The sequence below is a fragment of the Ruegeria sp. AU67 genome (assembly GCF_900312795.1).
Classification (GTDB): domain Bacteria; phylum Pseudomonadota; class Alphaproteobacteria; order Rhodobacterales; family Rhodobacteraceae; genus Ruegeria; species Ruegeria atlantica.
Map to the genome: position 1 here is coordinate 38,510 of NZ_OMPH01000005.1, position 15,820 is coordinate 54,329.

Sequence of the window (15,820 nt, forward strand, 5' to 3'; positions counted from 1 at the left end):
CAGCGCGCTTTGTCACGACGGGCATTAGTTCGCGGATTTCTTCGACAGTGGAAACCTCGCCCGTAATGAATCGAACGACCTCGGGGTCAGTCCAAAGTGCCAATTCAATATCAATATTGCCCTCGACGAGAGGACGGAAATGAAGTCGTTTGCTTTGGAACACCAATTTCATAGTCCTGACCATGCCCATTGTTGACCTTGTTGGAAAGGCTTCTGTGAATGCCCGAATCCAAAAGGGAAATTCGCCAAACCCAGACACTATTACCAATTTGGGCATAGTTAAGACGTTCGGCAAATAACCACCAAAGCAGCCAGACCCGTCATTCAATGCTTTGCAGAGCCAACCACACATCCTAAATCGGCCAACCGATTGCAGAATATGCCAAACGGCCCATTCCTCAGGGTTTCAATTTTCTTCCGGACCTAACAGTGCATCGATGAATCTTGAGAACTATTCACCCTGGGATCTCATCCTAAGCTTGGAATATGTGTTCCGACGGTAGATACGAACCGTTCCTGGAGAGATTCCCAGTATCCTGTTGTCTCTATGGGGCTTCCACTGTCTCTCCTTGTCTACATGGGTTTACGTCCTTGTAGAACGAAAGAGACGGCTTGAACTGGTCGGACGTTTCGCGCGCACCTCATTCGGAACATTTTACCTATATCGCTGCGCCTTTTTTGTGGCTCTCAATGGCTCGGGTATTCCGGGTCATTCCTGTGTGGTCGCTCTGGGGGCGTTTACCGCATCCAAGGTCGGAGTGGCCGTCGCAAAAATGACCTGTCCGTCGATGCAAGGCTTGGAAACCAGCCCGCTTCGTCTAGCACGAGAAGGCAGTACGCGTGCTAGCTGATGCTATGTCATCTTTGGAAACAATAAATGGCAGTCACGTCCGCTCACTTGCTTTTTGCCGCCTGGTTCTGAATTTCCGGAATGCTCGGTTTCAGAATTTTCTTCACGAGCAAAAACTAAATGTACGGTGAAAGTCTGGTATGGACTCTCACCCGACCCTCGCCACGCAACGCACGAACGCCCGGTTTAGGAGGAATGATCCTTCGCTGCACTATGTCCCAACTGGAAAGATGCCGGACAAACTACCATTCGGTATTCACAGATCAACTGAACCAATTCTGGAACTTAGCCACCTACGTAGACTCCACTCTTTGGCCTGTAAAAGATCTTCTGATCGTGCAATCGCCCTAAGAGATCCTGGATACGGCGCAGGTTTTTTTCCCTCTCTGCCTTGTTATCCTCGGTTTCGCCCGGCTGTTCATGAGACAGCGTTGACGATGCGCGTCGCAGTGACACCTCGATCAGGTCCATATCCTCTACCGAAAGTTCGAACATATCGTTGTACTGTGGCACTTCAGGACCTCCTGCCTGGGTGTAAGAACACAGAGTGCCCCACGTTCCCGCGAAAATCTACTTTCTCTTGGTGAGGCCGCGCAATCTGGATCATTCTGGGAATGAGATCGGCATGGCAGCCCTTTTGGTCAAGGTCTGCTTCGCGGACAAAATGGACAATTGCTTCGCCCCTCTAAAGCGTGCGTTTTGCCTCAATAAATAAAATGACATAGGCGATGGGCTGTATCAAAGTGCTCTTTGAGGAGAACTTTGTACCGGTTGTTTTTGACCGTATTTCAGATTGGTTGCAGAAATTAGCCTTCTTCGAAGGCAAGGTAGGTGGTCTGGTCGAGCATTTGAGCCAAAGGCTGATCGACGGCGGCGTGCCAGTTGCCCGGGTCTCTCTGGGTCGCCTCATGATGCACCCCGTCATTGGTTTGGTCGATGCTACTTGGGATGTATCAACCGACCGTGTTGAATGGACTGTCATGCCTCGCAGTTCGATCACGGTTGAACTTTTTGACAATGCTCCCTTTGGCGAAAACAATAAACTGTCAGATCAAGTGGCCAGCAGGTTTTTTCACCGAGAAATCTGGGACCGTGCCGATGGCCTTGTTAGCGAATTGGAAATGATGCCGCTTCTGCGTACCAACCTTACGGACCCATCAATCCGCGATAAATACCCGATATACTAAAAACTGGCCGCATCAGGTTTCACCGACTACCTCGCATTGTCCGTTCCGTTTAGGCACACGCACCGTATCTTTCGAAAATGGATCGGCGTGGGTGCTTGGTGCTTCTGTATCCTTTGCAACAAAGAGGCGCTCTGGCTTTACGAAACGGGAAATCGATGTCTTGCGCGTCTGTCCACACCGCTTTTTGGCACGGTTCGTGTTTATTCTGAGCAGTTCTTGGCAGCAGAATTGATGGAAGCCTAGACGGAGGAATGAACGGCGGTGAATTTCTGTAAACTTCGCATGCGCCTGAAACGCTGCATCGCGCGTTCGCGTCGTCGCAACGGGAGGTGCGAATTCTCGGCGCGGTTGTTGAACCACCTTCCCGTCTGTTGTTTCTCGAGCGCGCCCATTTCTCTGAGCGCAGACTTGTAAGAAGCGAAGCGATCCGTCACGATCTCTTCTGTACATCCATGGCGCTTCATCAATTTCTTGACAAATCTAAATGCTGCAGCTTTGTTTCGGCGTTTGGTGACAGCAGCTTCCAGCACCTAGCCTTCGTGATCCCCAGCGCGCCAGAGGTAGTGTCTCTTACCATTCACCTTCACGAAAACCTCGTCCAAGTGCCACTTCCATTTCGAGAATGCACGCAGTTGCTGGACGCGTATTTTTTTGATCTCAGAAGCAAACATCGAGCCGAAGCGGTTCCACCAATTCCGGGCGGTTTCATGACTGACTTCGATACCACGTTCGTGCAGCAAGTCTTCGAAATTTCGCAATGAAAGCGGAAATCGAACGTACAGCATCACCGCCAGGCCGATGATCTCAGGGCTGGTTTTGAAGTATTTGAAAGAGGCAGATTTAGTCATGAAAGAAAGCTATGCAACCACCCTACCCCGCTCAAGCTAAGTTATTCTGACAAGACCCTTCAATCGCTGCGATGCAGCGTTCTCTAAAGAAAGCCGACATTGGTCACTGGCAACGTGCGGCTCCACTGTGTGGAAGTGAATGAGTAGCATTAATGGGGATATTCTTTCGACAGAAACTCATTTGACGCGAAGAAAGTGGATTTTAGCCTCACAAACACTGTTTTGTTTTCCGATACCCCTTCCCTTAGATGTGGTGATGCATTCAGCAAGAAGTGAGCCGATCAATGCATAACATCATTGCAAGAAGAAACTTCGCCGTCGCGGTAGCCGAAGAGGCGGGTGCGCTTGCGCTAGAGTATTTTGCCGCCAGAGACACCTTGGTCATTGATAAAAAGGGCGCCCAGGACTGGGTCAGCGAGGCGGATCGCGACGTCGAAACCTTCATTCGTCAAAAGATTATGAACTCTTTTCCCGATGATGGGATTTATGGCGAAGAACACGCCGAAAAAGCTGGCTCCAGCGGTTTTGACTGGGTGATCGATCCGATTGATGGGACAACGAACTTCGTTAATGGTATTCCGGCCTGGACGGTTGTCTTAGCGGGTGTTTCGGACAGTCAGACGCAGGTCGGTGTGATTTTCGAGCCAAACGTTGGTGAAACTTACGTGGCGGTCCGAGGCGAAGGTGCCACTTTGAATGGACACGCCATGCAGGTTGCCTCAAGCGTAGAATTGACAAGTGGAACCGTCTCAATTGGCTATTCGAACCGGGTCGAAGCATCAAACGTCGTTCCGGTGATTGCGGCCCTTATCGAACGTGGCGCTCTCTATCATCGCAATGCAAGCGGTGCGCTTTCGCTGGCCTACGTCGCGGCGGGACGTTTATTGGGGTACATTGAAGAGCACATGAACGCCTGGGATTGCCTCGCCGGTCAGTTGATGATTGCCGAAGCAGGTGGCGAGATCGAGGATCAAGACGGCGACGGGATGATCCGGGACGGTGGTCGCGTGATCGCGGGTACACCGGCCGTGTTTGAGACCTTGAAAATGATCTGCGACGACGCTTGGAACGAATGACGTCTTTCAGGCAATCGGGCGCCACCCGAACTCAGGTTGAAGGGATTTAAAATCCGCGCGCCAGAAGTGGCCCTGCCCAGGTTGATCAAACCGCCGGTCAATTTCCTTCCCTGCCAGATGGCACCAAAGCAGGGTTCCGACCGCGCCGTGGGTTACAATGGCTAGGTCTCTTCCGTCGTGGTTTTTGACGATTGACAGGACTGCTCGAACGATACGCAATTGAGCAGCATGGGCTGTTTCCCAGCCGCGGTAGCTGGAATTGGGTGCCCCGAAAAAGGTGTCAGCGGCGGACTCGAATATCGAGGGAGGAAGGAACCCGGTAGCGCTTCGGTCGTTTTCTCCCAGTCCAGGTTCGGATTTCGCGACCAGCCCCAAAGGTTTTGCAAGGATAGCCGCTGTCTCGAACGCTTTTCGCTCGGTGCTGGACCATATGTCTGTCACGCACGACATGGTCTTACTTTGTGCAAATGTGTCAGCTCGGGCGCGGCCAATTTCACTCAAACCCCATTCGGTGACCGGTGTCTCTGGTTCGACGACGACCTCCGGGTGAGAGACGACTAAAAGCTTACCCAAATCACCCTTCCGGCAACAGAACGGGGCCGCGTCCGGCAAAAGACATTTTGACTTCCGAGCCGATTTCCAGCGGTTCGTCCACGTCGTCCTGCACAGCAAATACCTGCCCGAAGGCACCGGCCAGAGTGTACTCCATCCTCACACCAACATAGGTCGCCTTGGCAACTTTGGCCGGGATGCCGGTATCAGATCCAATCAAAATCCGTGACGGGCGCACGGCCAGGGTTGCTGGTCCTGGCGTTAGACCGCGAGAGGGGAGCGTGTGTTGATAGCTCTCGATCTCGATCGTGGCCAAACCGCCTTCTACGGATAGGATAGTGCAATTGATCAGGTTAGCCTCACCAATGAAATCGGCCACGAACCGGTCAACCGGCGCATCATAGAGTTTACGCGGTGTTCCGATCTGAGCGATAGCAGCGTTGCGCATGACGACAATCTCGTCTGAAACGGCAAGGGCTTCTTCCTGATCGTGTGTCACATATACGACGGTCAAACCGAGATCTTGCTGAATGGCACGGATATCTTCGCGCACTTGGCGACGCAGTTTCGCATCGAGGTTTGAGAGAGGTTCGTCAAAGAGCAAAACCTGTGGCTCCAAAACCAATGCACGAGCGACGGCAACGCGCTGTTGCTGCCCGCCGGAAAGTTCGCTTGGCAAACGATTGTCGAAGCCCTTCAGGCCAACCAAGTCTAACCCATGCAGCGCGCGCGATCGGGACTCGCGCTTGTCGAAGCCGGAAAAGGTCAACCCATACATGACGTTTTCTAGCACGCTCATATGAGGAAAAAGCGCGTAGGATTGGAATACCATCGACACGTCACGGTCGGTAGCGGGTAATTTGGTCACGTCTCGGTCGCCGATCAGAATTCGGCCCGAGGTTGCCATTTCCAGACCTGCGATCATGCGCAACGTCGTCGTTTTACCGCAGCCTGAGGGGCCTAACAGAGTCACCAGTTTGCCCGCTTGGACGTGCAGATCGATGCTGTCGACGGCCACCACATCCTTGCCGAACACTTTCGAGACACCGTCGAAACGAACAGGCGCGGCCTTACTTGCTATAGTCGTTTCGGTCATGTCGTTTTCTCTGCTCCGAGTTGTGTACGTCGCCCAATCTGAACACGGCCTACGAGGATTTGTAACATCCCGACTGCCGCCAACATCACGAAGATCAGCGTTGTGGAGTATGCGATTGCAAGACCGTAATCGTTGTTCTCGACCCGACCGATAATATAGCTGGTGGCCATGTCATACTCGGCGGAAACAAGGAATATCACCGCCGAAATCGCCGTCATTGCCCGGACAAAGCTGTAGACCAGCGCAGCCAGGATTGCCGGCCGCAAAAGCGGGAGGATCACTCGCCTGAATGTCTGCCACGAGTTCGCACCAAGCGTTAGCGAGGACTCGTCGAGGGATTTGTCCAACTGCGACATCGACGCGATACCCGCGCGAACCCCAACCGGCATATTGCGGAAGATAAAGCTGACGACCAAGATAACGCCTGTGCCGGTGATCTCGATTGGGGGCACATTGAATGCCAGAATATAGCTGACGCCAATAACGGTGCCGGGAATAGCGAAAGAGAGCATCGTGCCAAACTCAAACGCATTCTTTCCCGCAAAACTTTGCCGCGTTAGCAGATAGGCGGTGACCAACCCCACGGCGGCCGTCAGAGGCGCGGCAATGCCGGCGATGGTGATTGTGGTCCAGAAACTGTCCCAGGCGGCTCCGGTCCAGCGAATACCCTCTTCCTCGAAGCGGACCGAAAAGGCAGTGACGTAGTGCTTGAACGTCAGCGAGTTATCGACGCCCCACAGTTCGACAATACTTCCGTAGATGATCATCCCGTAAACCACAGCAGTGAAAACCGCCCAGGCAACTGCAATGCCCAGAACCGGTATGGCAAGGCCCCTTGGCATCAAGGGATGTACACCCGCGTCGCCTTTGCCGGAAACGGTGGTATAGCTCTTTTTCCCCAACCACGCGCGCTGCGCATAGAAGGCAGAAAGTGTGAAGAACAAGAGCACCATGGCTAGAACAGCAGCCCGGCCCTGATCGTACTGCGCACCGACGATGGCAAAAAATATCTCAGTCGAAAGCACATCGAAGTTTCCGCCCAAGACAAGTGGGTTGCCAAAATCGGCCATAGATTCGATGAACCCCAGCAAAAAAGCATTAGCCAGGCCCGGTCGCATCAGAGGCAGGGACACGGTTTTGAAGGTTTGCCAACGATTGGCTCGAAGGGTTTGGGCGGCCTCCTCCATCGATGGTGACACCCCTTCTACCACCCCGATCAAGACCAGAAAGGCGATTGGCGTAAATGCCAGCGTCTGAGCGATCAGCACCCCGGGCATGCCATATAACCAGCGCGTCGGCTGCACGCCAAAGATCTCGGCAACAAATCTGGTGACCGACCCGGAAAGCCCAAACAACAGGATCAGTGCCAGACCAATCACGAAAGGCGGCGTGATAATCGGCAAGACCGTCAACGCGCGCATCCCGCGTTTAAAGCGGAATCCCGACCGTGTGACGACAAGCGCAAAACAAAGGCCAAGCACGGTCGTGATGAAACCCACAAGAATTGCAAGAAACAGAGAGTTCCACGCGGCACCACATTTGGCACCGGCAAAACAACCCAAGCCCCAAAGTCGGTCATCAAAGAACTTCGAGGCAAAAACCGAAACTGAATAGGCACCGTCTTCAGTAACGAAGGCGGCAAACAACATCTTCGCAATTGGAAAGAAGACGAAAACTGTAACAATGGTGATTACGCCACCAATAGCGCTGACGACGAAAACGTCGCCATTGATGGCTCCGCGCGCCGCAATACCCTGAGTTAAAAGGAACAGGAACGCTGTGGCGCAGATCATCGCGCCGTATCCCATGCCGAACTGGCGGATCTTCGGTTCTCCGAACAGCGCATTCATCCAGTCGAAATTGAACCCGCGAATGCCAATTGAGAACCCTTGCGCAATCAGCCAGCCAAAACCCAAGGCACCAGCCAAAATCAGGATGCGCGCGTATTGCGGATCGGACTTCGGTTTGCCGAGTACCAACAAAGGCAACGCAAGCGGGACCAAAAGCGGCGTAAGCCACAGCTTTTCGCCTTGTCCGACCAGAAAAGCGGCGGGCGCATAATCTTCGTCGAACGGATATCCGTCGACCAGCCATACGAATGACCAAATGCCATCCTCTACCATAAACCATGGCAGCAGGCAGAAACCGATCCACCCGGCAACAATCCAGAAGATTAGAACCGGGTGGTTCGTTTTTGACGTGATTTCAGTCACTTACTGAGGTAGCACAGAGACCTCTTCGTCCCATTTCTGCAAAAGACGCTTGCGTTCATCTGACGAGCCATACTTTTTGAAGTCATAGTCGATCAGCTTGATCTGGCTCATGTCAGGTGCGCTTTCAGACGTTTCCGCATTTTTGTTGGACGGAACCTGGAAGGCGTTAACCTCAAGCGCAAGGTTCTGGGCCTCGGGGCTGAGCGCCCAGTCATAGAACTTTTTGGCTTCTTCTTCATTTCGAGCGCCATCAATGATCGACATCGAGCCGATCTCATAGCCTGTGCCTTCGCATGGGGCCACGACTTTGACCGGAAAACCTGATACGGCCTGCTTGACCGCATCATGCATGAAGACGATACCGATGGTGTTCTCACCCCGACCGGCGGCCTTGATTGGGGCTGAACCCGACTTGGTGTATTGGTTGATGTTCGAATGTAGGCCCTTCATGAACTCAAAGCCGTCGTCTTCGCCAAATATCTGAACCATCGAGGCAAGCGTCGTATAAGCGGTGCCCGAGGAATTCGGGTTCGCCATTTGCACGTGCCCTTTATACTCGGGCTTCAGCAAGTCTTTCCAACATGCAGGCTCAGGCAGGCTGTTCGCGGCCAAGAGGTCGGAGTTGTAGCCGTAGCCAAGTGCGCCTGAATAAATTCCGATGGTTTTGTTACCTGCACTTTCAGCCTGCGAGATCGCCCAGTCGTGAAGCTGGTCACGCGTCGGCGACACGTATTCCATCGTCAGGCCTTCTTCGGCAGCTTGCAAATGGGGATCACCGGTACCGCCCCACCATACATCGCCTTTAGGGTTAGAACTTTCCGCGCGAATTTGTGCAAACGTCTCGCCCGACGACTTGCGGGTCATATTGACATCTATGCCGGTGGCATCCTCGAAACTGCGCGCCATGAGTTGACACCAATCTTCCTGTGCCGAGCAGTAAAACGTCAGCTTCTCAGCTTGGGCCGCACTTACCGAAGCCGCAAATGCTATCAGCGATCCCGCCAGCGTTGTCGTCAGATTTTTCAATTTCTTTCCTCCCCTATGTGTCGTGCCGAAATTCCCAGCGCGATACTCGTCAATTCGTCGTTAGAGGCGGTCGCTCAAAGTCGCTAGTGGATCTAATTGCGTTGGCCAAATCAATATCCGACCAGCCTCCCAATGACAGAAACAATCTCAACACCGTACTGTTAGTTCTGCAAGGAAATTCCACGAGTACCATTTTTCTTGCGCCGCCAGCTTTTTGATCACCAAGCCAGTTTACAGCACCAAGTAAGAAGATCGGGAGTGTATTTTGATGCCGCATTGTTTAGATGGCCTTTTGCTGAAGCAACCTTTCTCTCCAATGTAGAGCAATCATCGTATTGCGAATTTAAGGTCTGGCTTTCGCCTGCAATCTGAGTCCCCGTTCGGCTGCTGCGAACTTCCGCTCTCCACCCATTCTTCCGGAGACATTTTTGGTAGCGGCCGGCCCTTTCCTGATCTAGGCACATATTGTTCACGGGCAAACCTTGATCAGAGGGACACCTCCCAATTTCGATGTCAATTCGACGTAGCAGGTGAATCAGGTGTCACCCAAGCGAACCCTGCCCCGCCCCTAGTCTGACTCATTTAACTACCGCCGTCTGACCCGCTCACGGCTGCACTCCCGTCGTTCGATGTTGATCTGGTGATTGCGACCAAGGGAATAATGCAGGTGGGTTTTATTTGCGATAGTTGCGGAACTGTCGAGCTTCTCCCGCAGAAAGAAAAAGACTTCGACCGAATGAACGAACGCAGCTGTGAAGTGCGTTTACGCTGCCCAGAATGTGGACGTCCAATTGAACGCATCGTTCTACCTGTAGAGTTTTTGAAGGGTCAGCAATAAGGAGCGCCTGATGTCGGCTCTGCGAACAAACCGTTAATTCTCTGGAGTTGCACCAATGACCGGTTTAACATTGACCTCATATCCTGATCACAGCCATCTTGTCCTGTGTCATGTCGTGCATCGTATAGCCGATCCCACCTGTGTTGTAGCCTGACTGTCGGCGGCCCGCGAAGGGCATCCAATCGACCCGGAACGCAGTGTGATCGTTGACTATAACCGCTGTGGCATCCAGGCGCTGAATGGCTTGCATCGCCGTGCCCAAGTTTTTGGTAAAGACCGCAGCCTGAAAGGCAAATGGCAAGTTATTCGCGGCCCTGTAGGCATCCTCCGGTGCGTCATAGCCAAAGACACAGACAACCGGCCCAAAAACTTCCGCCGTTGAGACTCGGGCATCAGAAGACGGATTCAGCAGGACAGTCGGGGCATAGGTTGTCGGGCCAAGTCGTTTTCCACCGGTCAGCAGCGTCGCACCGCCGTGAACCGCCTCGTCCACCCATTGTTCGACGCGGTCAACTTCGGTCGGGCGAATAAGGGGGCCGCAATCGACATTGGGGTCGGTGGCGTCCCCAACCGTCAGTGCCGCCGCCGCATCCGCTAGTTTTTGAGCGATCTCTACGGCTGATCCGGTCGGTGCAAAAACCCGCTGAACCGAAACACAGACCTGTCCGGAATGATAAAATCCCCCCTTGGTTAGGGATGGGATCATCGCATCAATGTCGGCGGTGTCATCCACAATTACAGGCGCAACCCCGCCATGTTCCAACGCACAACGTGTGCCGGGTGCCAGTTTGGAACGTAACATCCAACCCACCCGCGCCGAGCCAATGAACGAGAAAAAGCCGACGCGGGGATCGGTAATCAATGTCTCGGCCACATCATTTTGGCAGGGGGCAAAGCAACACCATTCGGCGGGCAGACCGGCCTGATGCAAGATATCCACAAAGGCCTGACAGGACATGGGTGTATCCAAAGCGGGTTTGACGATCACCGGGCATCCGGTGGCCACTGCCGGGGCAACCTGATGCGCAATCAGGTTGAGCGGGTGGTTGAACGCGCTTGCCGCAACCACGACACCAATCGGTTCGCGCTGCGTAAACGCGACACGTCCTGCCCCGGCATCGGTCAGGTCCATCGGGATTTCGCGCCCTGTCATCTGTCCAATCTCATGAATGCACAGCTCGACCCCGTCGATGGCGCGCTTGACCTCGACACGGGCATCGACAAGGGGTTTGCCGCCTTCATTGGCGATCAGAAACGCCAGTTCTTCGGCCCGGTCAGACATCAGCCGCGCGGTTTCTTTCAGAATTTCGATCCGCTGATAGGCGGGCAGCCAACCATCACGATTGCGGTGAAGATCCTGCGCGGTGCTTAACATGGGCTCGATCTCAGCCCACGAACGGGTTTCGACGCTGCCGATCGACTGCAGGCTGTATGGGTTTACGACATCTACGATACCGCTCATATCAAGCACACCTTGGCGGCCAGCTCGTCAATCAATACCCGTTGGTTTTCGCTGTAATCCACCGGCAGGTCGACCAGATGTACACCGCCAGCGGCAAATGCGGCCTCAAAGGTTGGAACCAGATCTTCGGTGCGTTCAATTCGGTGGCCAGTTGCGCCATAGCTGTTGGCATATTGCACAAAATCGGGATTGTTGAATTCCAGCCCCCAATCATCAAACCCGGCATGTGACTGCTTCCACCGGATCATGCCGTATGAACTGTCATTGAGCACCGTGACCACAAGGTTCAGACCTAGCCGGACTGCGGTTTCAATCTCCTGGCTGTTCATCATGAACCCGCCATCGCCGCAAATCGCCATGACCCGGCGTTCGGGATAGAGTTTGGCGGCCATCATGGCTGAGGGCAGCCCCGCCCCCATCGTGGCCAACGCGTTATCCAGCAACACTGTGTTGGGCTGATACGCCAGATAATTACGCGCATACCAGATCTTGTAGATACCATTGTCCAACGCGATGATGTCGCAATCGCCCATAACCTTGCGCGTATCCGCAACAAAGCGCTGCGGGATCACCGGGAATCGTGGATCATCTGCCCCCGCCGAGGTGTGCAGGTCGGTTTCCCGTTTGACGCGCTCAAAATAAGCGCGATCAAAATCCAACGGCCCGCCCAGCTTTTCGCCCAGCCGCGCAATCGATTGTGCCAGATCCCCGACCACCTCGACCTGAGGGAAATAGACCTGATCGACCTGTGCGGCCTTGTAGTTCACGTGGATCACCTTGGTGCCGCCTTCCTCCATGAAAAAGGGCGGCTTTTCGACCACGTCATGGCCCACATTGATGATCAGATCGGCTCGGTCGATGGCGCAGTGCAGGTAATCTCCGTCCGACAACGCAGCCGTGCCAAGGAATAGATCAGAGCGTTCGTCCACCACGCCCTTACCCATTTGTGTGTTGAAGAACGGAATCTGCGTGTCTTTCACAAACTGGCTGAGGGCACTGCGCGCGTGTTTGCGATTGGCCCCAGCTCCCAACAGCAGCAGCGGCATCTTCGCCGCCCGGATCAGATCTGCGGCTTCGTTGAGGACCGTGTCACCGGCCACGGCATAGTGGCGCGGATGTGGTTTCAGCACAGGTTCGTCGGTTTCCTCGGCTGCGATATCCTCGGGAAGTTCCAGCAGCACCGCGCCGGGGCGTTCCTCTTGAGCGACGCGAAACGCTTCGCGGATCAGGGACGGGATGGTGTTGCCGTGCACGATCTGCTTGGACATCTTGCAGATTGGTGCGAACAGGCCCACCACATCGATGATCTGAAACTGACCCTGTTTGGATTTCTTGATCGGTTTTTGACCGGTGATCATGATCAGCGGCATACCGCCCAGATGTGCATAGGCCGCCGGTGTGGCAAAGTTTGTGGCCCCGGGCCCCAGCGTTGCCATGCAGACCCCGGCCTTGCCCGTCAGGCGTCCATAGGTGGCTGCCATGAAGGCCGCGCCCTGTTCGTGACGCGTTAGCACCAGCTCAATCTTTGAGGTTCTGAGCGATTCCAGAACGTCCAGATTTTCTTCGCCCGGAACTGCAAAGATGTATTCAACACCCTCGGCCTCAAGCGCGGCGACCAACAGGTCCGAGGCTTTGGTTGGGATTGTTGCGATAGGTGTTGAAGGTGACATGTGATCTCCTGATGTTTGCGGGGTCAACGCGAATGGCCGCCCCGCAGGCAGCCGGGGCTGCCGTGTCCTTTGATTATACAGATAAGTTTATTCAGCTGCCTGCATTTGTTGTGGTTTCGGGTAAAGGTCATCCATCGATGCCGAGCGTCCGTTGTCCAGAACGATGCGCGCATGACATCGTTTCAGCAGACGCGGTTCGGCCACACCGCAACTGTGAGCGATGATCCCAATCTCTTTTTTCATGTTCTTAGCATAGCTGGCGACACGTTCCGCCTTGCTGACGGGATCAAGCCCGAATTGCAGTTTTGGATTGTGGGTCGTGATGCCCGTGGGACATGTATTCTTGTTGCACTGCAGGGCCTGAATGCAGCCTAGCGCGAACATGAATCCCCGCGCTGAGTTCACAAAATCAGCACCTGTGCAAAAGGCCCATGCCACTTCGGACGGGTTGATCATCTTGCCGCTGGCGCAGACCATCACTCGATCTTTCAGCCCGTACTTCCTGAGCATATCCACCGTCAGCGGAAGGCTTTCACGCAGAGGCATGCCCATATTGTCGATCAGGCTCATCGGGGCAGCGCCCGTGCCGCCATCAGAGCTGTCGATGGTAACGAAATCTGGTGCACTTTCTGGACCGCGCTTGAGAATTTCCTGGCACAGGCTTTCGAAGAATCCGTAAGCGCCGATAACCGCTTTGAAGCCGACCGGCTTGCCGCTCACTTCGCGCACATGGCTTATCATGTCCAACAGATCGCCCACGCTGTTGATTTCGGGGTGTCGGTTAGGGCTGATGGCATCCTGACCGACCTTCAGACCGCGAATGGCAGCAATGTCCTCGGTGACCTTGGCGCCGGGCAGAATACCGCCCTTGCCGGGCTTGGCGCCCTGACTCAACTTGATCTCAAACATCTTTATGGCGTCATGGGCCGCAACTGCGCGCAGCTTGTCTTCGTCAAAACCGCCTCCCGGTTTGCGTACGCCAAACTTGCCGGTCCCGATCTGGAAAACGATATCCGCGCCGCTTTCCAAGTGATAGGGCGACAGGCCACCCTCGCCAGTGTTGATCCAGATACCCGCCGCTTTTGCACCCGATGACAAAGCCCGCACGGCCGGAACCGAGATTGCCCCATAGCTCATGCCGGAAATGTTAAAGACGGAATCGGTAGTATATGGGTGTTGCGCAAATGGTCCGATGGTCACGGCTGACGGCTCTTGCGCGTCCTGTTCCAGCGTTGGAAACGGGCAATTCACAAAATAAACCGTCCCGGTAGGGCGCAAATCACGGGTCGAGCCAAAGGCCACGGTGGAATCCACGTTTTTGGCGGCACGGTATACCCAGGACCGTTCGGCCCGATTGAACGGCATCTCTTCGCGGTCCTGTGCAAAGAAATACTGACGAAGGAACTCGCCCATGTGCTCAAAGAAATAGCGGAACCGTGCGATCACCGGATAGTTGCGACGCAACGTGCCCTTGGTTTGGGTCTTGTCACGGAAATAAATCACCACGATCCAAAGCACCGTCAGACCGATGACAAAGATGAAGGCATAAGAAAGGGCTTGTAATAGCGTCAGGATCACACTCGACACTTGTGGCATCAATCATCGCCTCCAGGTTTGGTTATTGGCTGCAGTCAAGCGGGGCGTGCGCGTCATCCCGTCCATTCACTGCGATTGAGTTCACATTGGGGTCAAGGGGGGTTAAGTCCACGCACGAGGTGATCAATTCCTGGTGATCCATGCATTGGTGAAGGTGTAGAGTGCAAACGATCAATCTCACAGGGACGGATGATAAACTGTTCAACTGAAAGTAGATTCCATAGTAGTCCAACAGCAAATTGTTTAGTTTTTTGGTGTGTATCGGATCGTCGGCAATCATTGGTACAATGTGGCTGCCATGGTCGGTCAACGGCAAGCTCAAGCCTTTCAGCCGCAGCTTGAGGATACAGGTTAGAGTCTGATGCTGTTCGCGCAGTTCCAGCACCGGTTAAACATGTCAAAGCGCTTGACTGATCCAGAGTTGCAAATTGAGCAAGCATCACTTCTACATAATTAATGTCGACGGATTATAACCAGCTCAGCCGAAAGCCGTCATTTGTTGGCTTCAAGGGCAATCGAAAATTTGGACTCGATACTGACATTGCCCCCCGACCCTTCTTGTATCAAAGTTGGCGGAACAGACTTCCAAGAAAGGTGTCAACTCTTGATCGCAAAACGCATTTTCCCGTTTTTCGGCGGCCTCGCTGCCGCGATTGTTTCCTGGGTGTGTTTTGGGTCAACTGATCCGAACTGTGCCAGTCAATGCCTCATTGAAAGGTCTTATGATCGTTGCCTCGGCAGTCGTCGCGTTTACCTTAGTTAACAACGCCCTGTCAAAACGAGCTGGAAAGATCTCGGAAACATCCAATTCCAAGAAGAATACGAATTGATGCGAAGGAAACACATTTCTATTTTCGTGCTGGCAACTTCTTGGATCGGGAGCAGCGCTTGGGCTATCGATGATTGCCCTGCTGCGAACTACAACCTGAAGGGCGAATGGTACAACCCAACTCAGCAAGAGCTCGCTGCGAACGAATTTCAGCTGGCATTTGATAAACTCGATGCTTGTGTGTATGGCTGCTACTGGGTCAGAAATTTGATTGGACTGCAAGATACCCAGCCGGGAGAGGTGTATCTTGCTTTCATAGCGGGTGAAACTGAAGACAACATTCAGATACTCGTCGCCGCTTCGGACGGTAAGAATAACACTCCAGATGGCCGTCCAAGCTTACGGAGGGATGCATTCATCTATGCTTTGAGGTTGTCAAGATCCGGTTTGACCAATGACACGTTTGTGGATACGCGAATCCGTCTTCGTTTCCGCGGCCGCCACGTTCCAAGAAAGGTGCTAACGACGACTGAGCGGGCAAAGCCGACTTTCGCGGCAACCGAGCAAAGCTCTGCTTAGCGGTCGCGCGTTTCAATGTTAGACGGACACGAATGTTAATTGAGTTTCGTCACCCTTC

12 protein-coding genes and 1 pseudogene are annotated in these 15,820 nt (G+C 53.9%); 3 read left to right on the forward strand and 10 right to left on the reverse strand.

Going from position 1 to position 15,820, the window contains the following annotated elements; translation table 11 throughout:
* Positions 1-451: 451 nt before the first annotated feature.
* Positions 452-535 carry a LuxR C-terminal-related transcriptional regulator gene (locus DK510_RS23060; protein WP_370246093.1) on the reverse strand — a complete coding sequence of 28 codons (84 nt, stop codon included), beginning with the start codon at positions 533-535 and terminating at the stop codon, positions 452-454.
* 600 nt (positions 536-1,135) lie between these two features.
* Entirely contained in the window at positions 1,136-1,363 is a 228-nt protein-coding gene (locus tag DK510_RS00865) for a hypothetical protein (protein ID WP_109310508.1), read from the reverse strand.
* 215 nt (positions 1,364-1,578) lie between these two features.
* On the opposite strand from DK510_RS00865, the gene DK510_RS00870 reads away from it, so the two are divergent.
* On the forward strand, positions 1,579-2,037 hold the full coding sequence (locus DK510_RS00870; RefSeq protein WP_109310509.1) for a hypothetical protein: 459 nt from the start codon (positions 1,579-1,581) through the stop codon (positions 2,035-2,037).
* Between the two features lie 242 nt (positions 2,038-2,279).
* On the opposite strand, the pseudogene DK510_RS00875 reads toward DK510_RS00870, so the two are convergent.
* Positions 2,280-2,885 (reverse strand): annotated as a pseudogene (locus tag DK510_RS00875) (IS6 family transposase); the annotation flags it as partial.
* 284 nt (positions 2,886-3,169) lie between these two features.
* Between DK510_RS00875 and DK510_RS00880 the strand changes: the two are divergent.
* Positions 3,170-3,961 (forward strand): inositol monophosphatase family protein, encoded by a 792-nt coding sequence (locus DK510_RS00880; protein ID WP_109310510.1) that lies wholly within the window; start codon positions 3,170-3,172, stop codon positions 3,959-3,961.
* Between the two features lie 6 nt (positions 3,962-3,967).
* Here DK510_RS00880 and DK510_RS00885 read toward each other — a convergent pair whose 3' ends face one another.
* The 7 genes from DK510_RS00885 to DK510_RS00915 form a co-directional block, all read right to left on the reverse strand.
* The gene (locus tag DK510_RS00885; RefSeq protein ID WP_109310511.1) at positions 3,968-4,534 is read right to left on the reverse strand and encodes a histidine phosphatase family protein; all 567 of its coding nucleotides are present in this window, start codon (positions 4,532-4,534) and stop codon (positions 3,968-3,970) included.
* 1 nt (position 4,535) lies between these two features.
* Positions 4,536-5,609 carry an ABC transporter ATP-binding protein gene (locus DK510_RS00890; protein ID WP_109310512.1) on the reverse strand — a complete coding sequence of 358 codons (1,074 nt, stop codon included), beginning with the start codon at positions 5,607-5,609 and terminating at the stop codon, positions 4,536-4,538.
* The gene (locus DK510_RS00895) at positions 5,606-7,822 is read right to left on the reverse strand and encodes an iron ABC transporter permease (protein WP_109310513.1); all 2,217 of its coding nucleotides are present in this window, start codon (positions 7,820-7,822) and stop codon (positions 5,606-5,608) included. The genes DK510_RS00890 and DK510_RS00895 overlap by 4 nt, the downstream gene beginning before the upstream one ends.
* Positions 7,823-8,848: an ABC transporter substrate-binding protein gene (locus DK510_RS00900; protein WP_109310514.1), complete on the reverse strand. Its 1,026-nt coding sequence runs from the start codon at positions 8,846-8,848 to the stop codon at positions 7,823-7,825. It lies immediately after the preceding gene.
* A gap of 914 nt (positions 8,849-9,762) precedes the next feature.
* Positions 9,763-11,148, reverse strand: a complete 1,386-nt coding sequence (locus DK510_RS00905; protein ID WP_109310515.1) for an aldehyde dehydrogenase family protein — start codon at positions 11,146-11,148, stop codon at positions 9,763-9,765.
* The gene (locus DK510_RS00910) at positions 11,145-12,818 is read right to left on the reverse strand and encodes an acetolactate synthase large subunit (protein WP_109310516.1); all 1,674 of its coding nucleotides are present in this window, start codon (positions 12,816-12,818) and stop codon (positions 11,145-11,147) included. The genes DK510_RS00905 and DK510_RS00910 overlap by 4 nt, the downstream gene beginning before the upstream one ends.
* Positions 12,819-12,905: 87 nt before the next feature.
* Positions 12,906-14,414 carry an FMN-binding glutamate synthase family protein gene (locus DK510_RS00915; protein WP_109310517.1) on the reverse strand — a complete coding sequence of 503 codons (1,509 nt, stop codon included), beginning with the start codon at positions 14,412-14,414 and terminating at the stop codon, positions 12,906-12,908.
* 829 nt (positions 14,415-15,243) lie between these two features.
* Here DK510_RS00915 and DK510_RS00925 point away from each other — a divergent pair.
* Positions 15,244-15,762 carry a hypothetical protein gene (locus DK510_RS00925; RefSeq protein ID WP_109310519.1) on the forward strand — a complete coding sequence of 173 codons (519 nt, stop codon included), beginning with the start codon at positions 15,244-15,246 and terminating at the stop codon, positions 15,760-15,762.
* Positions 15,763-15,820: the final 58 nt, after the last annotated feature.

Excerpts from the sequence above, each read along its gene's own strand:
- DK510_RS00870 (WP_109310509.1), top strand. The coding sequence starts at position 1,579 with ATGGGCTGTATCAAAGTGCTCTTTGAGGAGAACTTTGTACCGGTTGTT.
- DK510_RS00880 (WP_109310510.1), top strand. The coding sequence starts at position 3,170 with ATGCATAACATCATTGCAAGAAGAAACTTCGCCGTCGCGGTAGCCGAA.
- DK510_RS00890 (WP_109310512.1), bottom strand. The coding sequence starts at position 5,609 with ATGACCGAAACGACTATAGCAAGTAAGGCCGCGCCTGTTCGTTTCGAC.
- DK510_RS00905 (WP_109310515.1), bottom strand. The coding sequence starts at position 11,148 with ATGAGCGGTATCGTAGATGTCGTAAACCCATACAGCCTGCAGTCGATC.
- DK510_RS00910 (WP_109310516.1), bottom strand. The coding sequence starts at position 12,818 with ATGTCACCTTCAACACCTATCGCAACAATCCCAACCAAAGCCTCGGAC.
- DK510_RS00915 (WP_109310517.1), bottom strand. The coding sequence starts at position 14,414 with ATGCCACAAGTGTCGAGTGTGATCCTGACGCTATTACAAGCCCTTTCT.
- DK510_RS00925 (WP_109310519.1), top strand. The coding sequence starts at position 15,244 with ATGCGAAGGAAACACATTTCTATTTTCGTGCTGGCAACTTCTTGGATC.